This window comes from Putridiphycobacter roseus (assembly GCF_003234935.1).
Taxonomy (GTDB): domain Bacteria; phylum Bacteroidota; class Bacteroidia; order Flavobacteriales_D; family Crocinitomicaceae; genus Putridiphycobacter; species Putridiphycobacter roseus.
Window position 1 is genome coordinate 89,743 of sequence record NZ_QKSB01000006.1, and the last position, 13,140, is coordinate 102,882.

Annotated in this window: 10 protein-coding genes; 3 read left to right on the top strand and 7 right to left on the bottom strand. The window is 34.9% G+C overall.

The features are described from left to right. Positions 1-2 precede the first annotated feature (2 nt). Positions 3-1,733: a BatD family protein gene (locus DNU06_RS10925; protein ID WP_111063374.1), complete on the top strand. Its 1,731-nt coding sequence runs from the start codon at positions 3-5 to the stop codon at positions 1,731-1,733. Next, positions 1,733-2,476 (top strand): tetratricopeptide repeat protein, encoded by a 744-nt coding sequence (locus DNU06_RS10930; protein WP_111063375.1) that lies wholly within the window; start codon positions 1,733-1,735, stop codon positions 2,474-2,476. The genes DNU06_RS10925 and DNU06_RS10930 overlap by 1 nt, the downstream gene beginning before the upstream one ends. Positions 2,477-2,759: 283 nt before the next feature. Here DNU06_RS10930 and gyrB read toward each other — a convergent pair whose 3' ends face one another. The 5 genes from gyrB to DNU06_RS10955 all read right to left on the bottom strand — a co-directional run bounded on the left by gyrB (position 2,760) and on the right by DNU06_RS10955 (position 10,011). Continuing rightward, positions 2,760-4,709, bottom strand: coding sequence for a DNA topoisomerase (ATP-hydrolyzing) subunit B (gene gyrB, locus DNU06_RS10935; protein WP_111063376.1), 1,950 nt, complete (start codon positions 4,707-4,709; stop codon positions 2,760-2,762). A 164-nt stretch (positions 4,710-4,873) separates the two neighbouring features. Next, entirely contained in the window at positions 4,874-5,881 is a 1,008-nt protein-coding gene (locus DNU06_RS10940) for an iron ABC transporter permease (protein ID WP_111063377.1), read from the bottom strand. Further along, entirely contained in the window at positions 5,878-6,975 is a 1,098-nt protein-coding gene (locus tag DNU06_RS10945; RefSeq protein ID WP_111063378.1) for an ABC transporter substrate-binding protein, read from the bottom strand. Before DNU06_RS10945 ends, DNU06_RS10940 begins: the two co-directional genes overlap by 4 nt. A 48-nt stretch (positions 6,976-7,023) precedes the next feature. Continuing rightward, positions 7,024-8,301, bottom strand: coding sequence for a UDP-N-acetylmuramoyl-tripeptide--D-alanyl-D-alanine ligase (locus tag DNU06_RS10950; protein ID WP_111063379.1), 1,278 nt, complete (start codon positions 8,299-8,301; stop codon positions 7,024-7,026). A 150-nt stretch (positions 8,302-8,451) separates the two neighbouring features. Continuing rightward, the gene (locus DNU06_RS10955; protein WP_111063380.1) at positions 8,452-10,011 is read right to left on the bottom strand and encodes an NAD(P)/FAD-dependent oxidoreductase; all 1,560 of its coding nucleotides are present in this window, start codon (positions 10,009-10,011) and stop codon (positions 8,452-8,454) included. Between the two features lie 78 nt (positions 10,012-10,089). Between DNU06_RS10955 and DNU06_RS10960 the strand changes: the two genes are divergently transcribed. Next, positions 10,090-10,506, top strand: a complete 417-nt coding sequence (locus DNU06_RS10960) for a tellurite resistance TerB family protein (protein ID WP_111063381.1) — start codon at positions 10,090-10,092, stop codon at positions 10,504-10,506. A gap of 93 nt (positions 10,507-10,599) precedes the next feature. Here DNU06_RS10960 and DNU06_RS10965 read toward each other — a convergent pair whose 3' ends face one another. Next, the gene (locus tag DNU06_RS10965; protein WP_111063382.1) at positions 10,600-11,145 is read right to left on the bottom strand and encodes a DUF6985 domain-containing protein; all 546 of its coding nucleotides are present in this window, start codon (positions 11,143-11,145) and stop codon (positions 10,600-10,602) included. Between the two features lie 17 nt (positions 11,146-11,162). After that, positions 11,163-13,112, bottom strand: a complete 1,950-nt coding sequence (locus DNU06_RS10970) for a glycosyltransferase (protein ID WP_111063383.1) — start codon at positions 13,110-13,112, stop codon at positions 11,163-11,165. Between the last annotated feature and the right edge of the window lie 28 nt (positions 13,113-13,140).

The window sequence follows — 13,140 nt, forward strand, 5'->3', positions numbered from 1 at the left end:
TTATGAGGAAGCTATTTTTATATAGTCTGTTTATTTTGATTTCCCTAAATGGGTTTAGTCAAAATGTATCTATTAATTCCTTTGTCGATAAAAACGACATGGCATTAAATGAGATACTTACTTTTACTATTTCAACGAATGGTAATTGTCAAATATTTACACCCGATTTTGGTGGACTTACCGTTTTACAAGGACCTTTCAAGTCCTCCTCTTCTAGAATTACAGAGGTTAACGGAAAAAGAACAGTAGAACAGGAAACGAAATTCACCTACAAATTAAGAGCTACAAATACAGGAACTTTTACGATAGCAAGTATAAAAATGGATTGTGCTGGTAAATCATACAGTTCTAAATCGATAAAGATTAATGTAACAGAAATTGGAACACAAGGTCAAAGCGCAGTTCCAAGCAATGCCACTTCCGACTTTTTTTTAAGAATGCATGCCAACAAAACAAATGTATACCAAGGCGAACCATTTACGGTGAGTATAAAAATGTACTCCAAAAATCAACCCCAGAATATTGAAAATCTAGAGTTTGGCGAATCTAAAGGGATATGGCGAAAAGATTTAAACCCAAATCAGACAAATTTCAATACGGATATGGAAGTGATTAATGGGATGCGCTACTATACTACTGTGATTAAAACGGAATTGAGTATTGCTCAAACTAGTGGTGAAATAAAAATTGCACCCGCTTATATTTCTGCTGTGTTTAGAAGGGGGTTTTTCCAGACTTACCGTCGAGAAGCCAATTCAAACACCTTAAAAATTAAAGTTAAACCTTTACCAAAAGGCGCACCTAAAGATTTCAATGGACTGGTTGGGAAGTTTGACATGACACATGATATAAGTAAAACAACCCTTAAACCTGGAGACGCGATTGATTTTAAAATAAAAATTTCAGGTAAAGGTAATATGAATGCCTTTGACGATCCCGTACTTAGTATACCGAATGACTTTGAAAAATTTGATCCTGAAATAAAAAATAACGTCAATTATTCAAGTACAGGTATAGCAGGAAGTATTGCCTATAATTATGTCCTTATTCCTACATTTTATGGAGACTATACCCTACCAGCCTATTCCTTTTCTTATTTTGATATTGCAGACAAAAAATACAAAACCTTAAGTACGGGAGACATTGCAATAAACGTCTTAAAAACAGAAAATAGCACTGCCGGAAATCCTGGATTAAATACTTCAAAAAAAGAAATTGATATTGAAAAAGAAGAAATCAGATACATCAATTTGGCACATAAAAAGGCATTTCAATACAATGATTTCTACATAGCTTCTCCTGTTTATTATGCCGTTTTGGGACTTCCATTTTTATCCCTATGGTTATTATTGGTCTGGAGAAAAAAACAAAATACCAGTACGCATCAACAACAAAAATCACATAAATTATTAATTAAAGATACCCAATTAAACATGGACAATGCCCACCGTTTAGCTGCTGAAAATAAAAATCAAGAAGCTTTACAAGCATTAAATGCCACCTTTAAAAACTATTTGAAACAAAAATTTAACCTAGCAACCATTGATTTAAATCAAGCCAAAATAAGTGCATTAATGCAATCCCATAAAATGGAGGAGTCGTACATTAAAAAATACAATACTATTTGGAATAATATTGAAATGTACCAATACGCTCCCATTCCAACCGACAAAATGGACGCATTAATTGCGGATGCAAATGGCTTAATTACCTATTTAGAAGACAAACTGTGATGATAAAAACGATATTTTCAATATGCTTTATATTTGGCCTTTTGACAACTGGTTTTGGTCAAACGGAATTAGAGAAAGGTGATTCAGCCTATGCTGCTCAAAATTATGAAGTCGCCATACAAGCCTACACCTCCATTTTAGGAAACCAATTTCATTCTGCCTCCTTGTATTATAACTTAGGCAATGCTTATTTAAAAAATAATGAATTGGGAAAAGCGATTTGGTCCTACCAAAAAGCCAACAAAATTAAGCCTGGGGACGAAGACATTCTGTTTAACCTCGATTATGCCTCTGGTTTAACCAAGGACAAAATAGAACAAAGAAGCAGTGGCATCTCCAAATGGATGGCGAAATTATTCTATGGAAAACCCATCAATTATTGGGCATATTTTGGAATAGGGTTTGCTTTAATAACTTGCTTATTTTTCTATTTTTATAAAACTCAAACCAAAAAAAACATCAAGGCTTTATATTTTTTATTTGCTGGAATAAGCATGGTATTAATGTTACTAGCAATTGGCATTGGTATGGCACAGAAAAGCCACATTACGACCAATACCAATGCCATTATAATTCAACCGGTAGTAAAAGTAAAAACAGCTCCTAATGAAGCGGAAAGTATTGCCTTTGAATTACATGAAGGAGCAAGGGTGGAATTAATTAAATCGGAGGGAGATTGGATCAATATTAATGTAAACAAAAATCAAGGCTGGGTATTAAAGTCAGCAACACTCTTGTATTAATTTATCACATGCTGTTTTTTTAAGCCATACCAGCCTGTACTAGGTAAACATTCACCTCCTTTAAAATCCTAGTAATTTTTATAAAACACAAGCAATCAAACTGTGTAACCTTATAAAGTCAGTATTATTTTCATAGCAGGCCACAACCTGCAACGGGCAGGCCAATATATATATTTTTGAAAGGCTAGGCTTCGTCACAATACCAATTTTACCACATACAAAAACAGCAGCAATCTTTCGATTGCTGCTGCCGTATTTTAAGGATAATAAAGTACTAACGGTATTAAGTATCAATATTCGCGTATTTAGCATTCTTTTCAATGAATTCTCTTCTTGGTGGCACTTCATCTCCCATTAACATAGAGAAAGTTCTATCACACTCAATATCGTCTTCAATTTGCACTTGTCTTAAAGTTCTGTGCTCTGGGTTCATGGTTGTTTCCCACAATTGAATGGCATTCATCTCCCCTAAACCTTTATAACGCTGTACACCAACACTTGATTCAGGTCCTGAACCTTTCATATCCATGATTAACTTATCACGTTGGTCATCACTCCATGCGTATTCCCCTTTTTTACCTTTTTTCACGAGGTATAAAGGAGGAGTTGCGATATAAATGTATCCTTTTTCAATTAATTCACGCATGTGACGGAAAAAGAAAGTTAAAATTAAAGTCTCAATGTGAGAACCATCTACGTCGGCATCACACATGATAATTACTTTATGGTATCTTAATTTTTCGGTATTTAAAGCACGATCATCTTCTTCTGTTCCTACTTTTACACCCAATGCGGTATAGATATTTTTAATCTCTTCGTTTTCGAATATTTTGTGTTGCATTGCTTTTTCAACATTCAAGATTTTACCTCTTAAAGGCATAATTGCTTGAAACATTCTATCACGACCTTGTTTTGCAGTTCCACCCGCAGAGTCACCCTCTACTAAGTATACTTCACATTCAGCAGGATCTTTTGAAGAGCAATCGGCTAGTTTACCTGGTAGACCAGAGCCACCCATTACACTTTTTCTTTGCACCATTTCACGTGCTTTACGGGCAGCGTGACGGGCTTGTGCAGCTAAAATCACTTTATTTACAATGGCTCTTGCATCTTTTGGATGCTCTTCCAAGTAATTGGTCAACATTTCACTTACTGCCTGACTTACAGGAGCAGTTACTTCACGGTTACCTAATTTTGTTTTCGTTTGTCCTTCAAATTGTGGTTCTTGCACTTTTACAGAAACAACAGCGGTTAAGCCTTCTCTAAAATCATCTCCAGAAATTTCGAATTTCAATTTATCCAACATGCCAGACTCCTCTGCATACTTTTTTAAAGTACCAGTTAAACCTCTTCTAAAACCAGACAAGTGCGTACCACCCTCATGCGTATTGATATTATTTACGTAAGCATGTAAATTCTCTGCATAAGAAGTATTATAAATCATGGCAACCTCTACAGGAATACCATTTTTTTCTCCATCAATGTGAATTACATCTTCAATTAAAGGCTCTCTTGCTTCATCTAAAAAACGAACGAACTCACTTAATCCTTTATCAGAATGGAAAATATCTTTGATATACTCTCCTTTTTCATCCGTTTCTCTATAATCAACTAATGTAACTGTAATTCCTTTATTCAAGAATGACAATTCACGCATTCTGTTGGCTAAAGTCTTATAGCTAAATAAAATCTCATCAAATATTTGCGCATCCGCATGAAATTCTACAGTGGTACCTGTTCCTTCCACAACGCCAATTTCTTTAATCGGCGCTAATGCTTTACCTCTAGCATAACTTTGTTCGTAAATCTTTCCATCTCTATGAACGGTTGCAATTAAACTTTCAGAAAGCGCATTTACAACAGATACACCAACACCGTGTAATCCACCAGAAACTTTATAGGAATCTTTATCGAACTTTCCACCCGCACCAATTTTGGTCATTACAACTTCTAGAGCCGAAACGCCTTCCTTTTTGTGCATGTCTACTGGAATACCACGACCATCATCTTTTACTCTGATGCCATTATCTTCAAGTATTTCAACGTATATGTTATTACAATGACCAGCCAATGCCTCATCAATTGAGTTATCAACTACCTCATAAACTAAGTGGTGTAAACCTCTGACACCGACATCTCCAATATACATAGAAGGACGCATTCTAACATGCTCCATTCCCTCCAGTGCTTGAATACTGTCAGCAGAATAACTCTGTTTCTTTTCTTCGCTCATATATTTTTACTTACTACTTTAAATTTCTCTCCTCTTTCAAGGGCAAACAAAGATACAAAATTCAAAGCCCAAAACCGCGTAATTTCGGTCGGAATACGAGAAGTTTTCAACAGTAAGTTAACATTTAAGGCACTTTAAGCTTCCTTGCGTAGCATAGTTCTCTCTTAGATAGAAAAGCGTTTATTCATTTTAATTATCGTCCATACAATTATTGGCGCGCCAAGGAGAGAAGTAGCGGTGTTTAGCGGGACATTCCCGTCAAATACACGAATGAAAATATCGGATAATAAAGCCAGAATTGCCCCCAACAATAAACAAAGTGGTAAAAGAACGTTATGGTTTTGTGAGCGCGATAACATGCGGACCAATTGCGGGACTGCAATACCTAAAAAACCTATAGGGCCACAAAATACAGTTACAATAGCAGTTAACAGACCCGTTATTACAATAATAAACCATTTTAATTGCCGCATATTCACCCCAATGGTCTGTGCATATTCCACGCCTAAAGCCAAAGCATTTAAAGGCTTAATAAAAAAGAAAGAAACGCCTATTCCTACCCCTACAAAAACAATAAAAAACAACAAAGCATTTCCGTAAATCCCTTCGAATGACCCTAAGCCCCAAACTACAAATTCCCTTGTCGATTCTGCATCTGCCCATTGGTACAATACATTTAAAATGGCAGAAGTGAAAAAACCAATCATTAAACCAAAGACCAATAAGGTGACACTTTGACGGATATATTTTGAAGCCAAAATCAATAGCATTAATACCGAAAATGAACCGATAAATCCTGCCAAAACAGAAGTAGTATACCCTGTAAATCCTTGAAAATTTAAACCTCCTAAAACTACTGCTGCCACCCCCAATGAAGCCCCCGAACTGATACCTAAAACTCCCGGACCAGCTAAAGGGTTCCGAAAGAAAACCTGTAAAATTAACCCCGCTAGAGACAAGGCCGCCCCAGCAAAAACAGCAACTATAGTTCGGTTTAACCTATTTTCAATAATGTACTGATAGCCAATATTTGAACCGGTAGTATTCGTAAAATAATCCATAAAACTTTGCCAGTCTATGTTAATCTCTCCGGCAAATAAACTCCCTATAATCAATCCGAAAAGAAGGATTACCAAAATCAATACCCAGGTAATAATTTTTAGTTGCTTCATTTTAAATAACGAAAATAAACACCAGCATAATCCACTCCTTGTGATTTGATTTCAAGCAACTCCTTTAACATTTCATCTGGCGCAATAATGCCCTGTGTAAAATAAGGAGAATAACCGGTATTACAAAATATTACTTTTTTATCCTTAACAGCTTTAAACTCTTTATAAATAGTTTCTTCCTGCTTTAAATCTGCTAAACTATACCCCTGTGGACGATTCGCTATAATTAACCAATATTTTGCATTCATGGCATCCAGCCATACCTTTTCTTTTGATTGTACCAAATTATCGTTTGCACCTTCTCCTAAATTGGCATAAATATATTGATAGCCAGCATCTTTTAACAAGTTCCCTGAAATAGAATTTGGTGCAGGCATATCCCAAGTATCGTTAAAAGGCAGGTTAAAGAAAATGGTTTCTGAAGTATCTACGGGGACAACCAGTGCTTCATACTTTCTTGATTTTTCTTTGAAAATAGTCGCGGCCTTTTCGGATTCATTTAATAAAATTCCAAAAAACTTTATCCATTCTAATCTCCCCAAAGGGGTGGTCTCCATGTATTCTGACACCAGTAAGGTTTTTATGTTTACTTTTTTAAACCTATCCGATTGCCATTCAAAAGGGTACACTAGAAAAACATCTGGATGGATCGCTAACAATTTTTCTATATTGGCCTCTCCATTTTTATTTATCTCTACCACATGATTCGATTCTAACACCTGGTACAAACTATCTTTAGGCATGTACTGCATTTCACTGATTCCTTTAACTTTTTGGGTATTATTTAACGCATTAATAAAAATCAAATGCGTACTAGATTGGCAAGCGATTCTTTCAATTGGATTTATTAAATGTTTAAATGGCTTTTTTAATGACTTTTTAGGAAAGACAAGAGAATCTTCAAATTGATATTTTGGAGACAAAGAATGAATTATCATTTTAAAAGTTGAATCTGTTTCTACTATATTAAACCCTTTTGCTACCTCAATATTAATGGCAGATATGGGTAAATAAGCGGAAGAATTTTCCTCCTTTTTTTGAACAGGTTGACAAGCAACCAAGCATAACATCAAACTAATTAAAATCAATTTCATGCCCTAAAATTAAAAAGATAAACGGAATAGACTTGTATTCTTTTGCTTTTAAAATTGAGCTATCAAGCCTTCCAATTTAATTCCCCTACTCCCTTTTAATAAAATAGTATAGTCTTTATAACTCGAAAAGTCTGTCCCTTGAATTACCTCCTCTACTGTTTGGTATGCATTGGGTAATAACCTTTTAAAGATACTCCCCACATATATAGCATTTAAATCTAAAGCAGTAACTAATAAAATGATGGCTTTATGCTCTGCTTCTTGGATAGGTCCTAGCTCTAACATATCCCCTAAAATCAGTAATTTTTTATCACTTTCAATTTTATTAAAACTCTTAATGGCTACTTCCATGCTCAAAGGATTAGCATTGTAACAGTCGACCACCAAAGTGTTTTTTTCTGTTTGCGTAATTTGAGAACGGTTATTGGAAGGCTTATAGTTACTCAAACCAAGGTTAATTGCTTCGAATGGCACTTTAAAATGGGTACCTACAACTACCCCCAATAAAAAATTGATGAAATTGTAATCCCCAACTAAATGGGTATTTATTGCTGGAGATTGATAATTTCCAGTCTGGTACTTAAAATGTACAAAAGGAGATACTTTAAGTAATGCACCGACCACATCTCCTGATTTAGCCCCGTAAGAAGCTGTTTTTGTATGTGGCTCCAAGGCATTTTTCAAAATTTCATTTTCGGCATGATAAAAAATAAATCCATTATTAGCTTGAATGTAATCATACATTTCCATTTTGGTTTTTACCACATTTTCGAGACTTCCAAAACCTTCGATATGGGCCTTACCTATATTGGTAATAATGCCATAATTCGGACAAGCAATTTCGACTAACTCTTTAATATCTCCGGGTTTATTCGCCCCCATTTCAATGATGGCTATTTCATGCGCTGCCGTCAATTTTAAGAGTGTAAATGGTACACCAAGGTGGTTATTTAAATTACCTTTAGTCACCAACACCTTGTATTTTTGATCCAGCACGGTCCCCATCAATTCTTTAGAGGTAGTTTTACCATTACTTCCTGTAATTCCAATGACAGGAATATTAAATTGCAAACGGTGAAATTTTGCCAAATCTTGTAATGTTTTCAGCACATCATCCACTAAAATAAATTGTGGATTTTCAGGTAAATTTTCATCTTCAACAATGGCATATTTGGCACCTAGTGCAAGGGCATTTTCTGCAAACAAATTGCCGTCAAAATTTTCTCCTTTAATGGCGAAAAACAAAGCACCGGGCACTATGTCACGTGTATCTGTGGTAATCCCTTTTGATTCGGTAAATAATGAATGTAAATCTGAAATTTTCATGCGTCTTAAATTCTGAGAATAAAGTTACGCAGGCATTCCTTTAATTTGCCAACGACCCATTGAAATTATCAACATTTAATTATTGACCCATTATTTTACTGTTATTTCTTATTCAAATCACCAGCTATAAATCAACTTCTAACCAGTAAATTAAACCGCATTAGCTTTCTGATGAATGGCTGCAATACAACGCATTCCATCCACTGCTGCAGAAACAATTCCACCAGCATAACCAGCACCTTCAGCACAAGGATATAACCCCTTAACTTCTTCGTGTTCTAAAGTCTCCTTATTCCTTGGAATACGCACAGGAGAAGAAGTACGTGATTCTGGCGCATGTAAAACAGCTTCATTGGTTAAAAATTGTGGCATTTTTTTTCCAAACTCTACGAATGCTTTTTGGAGTTTTTCTGCTATAAATTTCGGTAAAACGGTATTTAAATCCACTGACGTTAGTCCTGGTATATAAGAACTTTGCGGTAAATCAGCAGATACTTTATTTTCTATAAAATCCAATAATCTTTGCGCGGGTACTTTTTGCGTTTCCCCGGCAGCTTTCCAACAATCCTGTTCTACTTTTTTCTGAAAATCGAGACAAGTCCATGGATTATTTGCTTGGTACCCAGGAATCATTTCGGGCAATACTTGCACTACAATTCCAGAATTAGCGTATGGATTATTTCGTTTGGAAGGAGACCAACCGTTGGTTACCACCTCATTTTGTTCTGTTGCACAAGGCGCTACAATTCCACCTGGGCACATACAAAATGAAAAAACGCCAACCCCATCTACTTGTGTTACCAAGGCATAAGCTGCAGGAGGCAATAAAGGACTGTAGTCCGCGCCATGGTATTGAATTTCATTGATGATCTCTTGATCGTGTTCAATTCTTACCCCAAGAGCAAAGGACTTGGCCTCTATTTTAATGTTTCTTTTATGCAGTAAATAATAAATATCACGGGCTGAATGACCTGTCGCTAAAATCAAATTATCAACAGGCTGGATACTCCCCTCGTTTATAGCTATACCAACTATTTGCTGCTCCACGACCTGTATGTCTGTTAATTTAGATTCAAAATGGATTTCCCCACCATTTTCAAGGATTGCCGCACGAATATTTTCAATTATTTTAGGTAGCCGATTGGTACCAATATGTGGGTGCGCTTCTATTAAAATATTTTCATCCACCCCAAAGAAGACCAACCACTCAAGGACTTTTTTTACATCCCCTCTTTTTTTTGAACGGGTATACAATTTACCATCCGAATAAGTACCAGCTCCGCCTTCGCCAAAACAGTAATTAGACTCTGGGTTGACTATAGATTCTTTGTTTATTTTAGCCAAATCTCTTCTTCTTTCCCTTACCATCTTTCCTCTTTCAAAGAGTACTGGTTTCACTCCTGCTTCCAAGGCAGCCAAAGCAGCAAATAATCCTGCAGGTCCAGCACCAATAATGGTAGCTTTTTGATTGCTATCGACCTGAATTGGATTAAAATAAATGGGCTTTTGTGGCGGCACCTCATCAATGTATACTAGGAATTTGGCTTGATAGACAATCTTATGCTTTCTCGCATCTAAGGATCGTTTGTGTAATTCTATGTGCTTTATCTTTTCTATCCTTAGGTTTAATAAGGTACATATTTCGGATTGAATAAAATCCCAATCCTCCATTTTTTCTGGACTTAATCTTAAATCAACCACTTTCACCATAGTGCGCAAAGATAGATGATTTTCCAAGATTTTAATTAAAAAAATAATGCTACTTTTGTCCCAAATATTTTTAGAAACATGTCAATAGCAGAATTATTTGAAGGTGGAGAGCGCACCCAAGACAAAGGTCATTTTAAAAACTTGGTGTTATTAGCAAATGCTGATGGACACTTAGATGATGTTGAAATTACCCTATTATATAAATTAGGAAGAAGAATTGGTTTAACCTATACCCAAATTGGAACCATTATGGATGATCCAAAACAATACAGTATCATTCCTCCAAGCTCAAAAGATGAAAGATTTGAAATGCTTTTAGATTTAGTAAGAGTAATGGTGATTGATAATGAAATTGATCCATCAGAAACGAAAATGATGGAGCGTTTTGTAGTGCAATTAGGCTATCGCTCTTTGGATGATTTAGATATTGAAAGTATTGTTGCTTTAATTAAAAGAGGCGAAGACAATGATACAATTATGACTGAATTGAATTAAAAATTTAATACCCCATTATAAAAAATCCCACTTGTTTACAAGTGGGATTTTTGTTTTAAAAATGTTTGAATACGTACACTATTTAGGAAGCGATTAAAAATCGCGCAACAACTTATCTTCACTATCCGGAATATCAAAAGCATCTGCATTGGTTAAATGTCCATCTTGATCACTTACCCTGGTTAGTTTTCTACCTTGTCTAAAAACAAACTGTAAGCCATGTTCCTTTTCCCATTCACACTCGCAAGCTAATATTAAATAAACATCCTTATCGGCTTTATGTCTTCTACTCATGAAAATTTCTGTAGGATATACAAAATTCCAAATGGATAATAAGTTTACATTTTTCATCTCCTTTGGTATCCCTTCTTCTCCAAGATACGAAGCGACCTCTTTAAAATTTGCCATGACGTGTTCCGCAATTTGAAACTTATAAGTGCTTTCTAAATTCATAAATGATTGAATGGCTTCTTCTGCTTCTTTTAAAAACAATGCATCATTTTCCGGTATAAAATCCATAAAAGTAACCGGTAAATCCATGCCAACAAAAGGAATATTAATGGCTGCACTTCGCCACCATTCTTGAAATTTTTCATTTTGAGTTAAGGTCCCAATTGTTGGAGTATTTATTTGCTGCATAGTTTAATCAAATTGAATTAACGGTCTAAAGATTTTAAATTTTTAAATAATATTTTTAAATCCATCCCCATAGAATGGTTTTTTGCGTAAATTAAATTAAGCCGTGAAATGGCGTTATTGTCTAACTTTTCCTTTGAAAATAAATCGGTTGAATTAAGCACGCCATGTTTTATTTTGGGCAACTTAAGATTGGTAGAATGGTTTATTTTGGCATACCCAACCAAAGACAATCCCCCAGTAAATATTTTTAAAGCATTACTCATAAACTGTCGTTTATTTTTATAAAACCAAACTGTAAAAGGCATGGTTAAGAGTAAAAGTCCCCCTATAAACAAATCCAACATTCTTTTATTTCTTCTATTGGATGCTTTATTAATTTGATTGATATCCATGACATACAAGTCTCCTTGGGTGTCAATAGAATTACTACCAATGATAAAAGAAGAAGAAGGTTGCGAAATTTTAAATTCAATTTCCTTATCATCTAAAGCCATCATTTGTGTAATGGTTTGCTCGGCTGAAACATTTTTAGCACAAAAAATAATCTCATTCACCCCATGAATATCTATCACTTGGTCTAATTGATTATAGCTACCAGAAAATTGCTCTGGTATATTTTCATTGGCATGAGAAACAAAAAAAACTTGCTCAATATTTGCATTTGCATTGACCACTATATTTTTCACCCTTTCCACTTCAAGCGCATCACCAACAATGACTATTTTTTTATCTTTTTTACTCCCAATACCAAAGGAATTAGGTAGCAGGTAGCTAAACAACAGTCTAGACAGGAAGTAATATAAAATGACAAAAACACCTCCAAATAAAATAATTAATCGAGAAAACTGATAATCCTTTGAAAGTAAAGCATAAATCATCAAAATAATTCCAGTTCCGACTAATCCGCCAAGGACATTCTTAAGTATTTTACTCGGCTTGTCATATCCTCCAGCAAACACTTGCGTCAATAACCAAATCAACCCATAGCTACTTAAGCCTACCTTTAAAATACTTTTAGGAATTTCAATACCCTGGGCATTTTGATAGTAATTGGCAATAATAAAAAGACCGATTAAAATAATACCATAATCAAAAATTGGCAAAGCAATTTTTTTAATAAATCTTGCAGCCAACGCCATAGACGCTCTAAAATAAATGGCGAGATTAATGAGTATTGAAAAAGTTTTAGCATTTTTTTGCGAAAAATGTTTTTTTGCAAAAATCACCATGGCATTATAAAACACAAAAACATAATTAACACTGCTCTTTTTTGTGCTTTCTCCTTTGTAATGTATAATGCGGGTATGTGGGTAATAGTAATTTTTATAGCCTCCTAAAATAATCCTATAGCTCAAGTCGATATCTTCTCCATACATAAAAAATGCTTCATCCAACAGACCTATCTTATCTAGCACCTTTTTTCTCATGAGCATAAAGGCTCCTGAAAGTACTTCAATTTCATGCACTTCTTCTTTATCTAAATAGCTTAAGTGATATTTTCCAAATTTTTTAGAATTGGGAAATAATTTGGATAACCCGAATATTTTATAAAATGCAACGGTAGGCGTAGGTAATCCCCTTTTTGACTCTGGTAAAAACACCCCTTTTCCATCTACCATTTTACACCCTAATCCACCAGCTTCTGGATGTGCATCCATAAAAGCAATCACTTGTTTAAAAGTGTCTTCTTCCACTAGAGTATCCGGATTTAATAACAATACATACTCCCCTTTGGCTAATTTCATAGCCTGGTTATTGGCTACTGAAAAACCAGTATTTTCTTTATTTGCAATTAAATGGACTTGGGGAAATTTTTCTTCCACCATTTTAACAGAACCGTCTATAGAATTATTATCTACAACATACACTTCTCCTGCTATAGATTCTAGTGCTTTAAAAGTTGAATTTAAGCATTGTTCTAGAAAATACGCTACATTATAATTTACTATGACTACGGTTAACTTCAATTAGTATGGGTGTATATAGACAAAGATG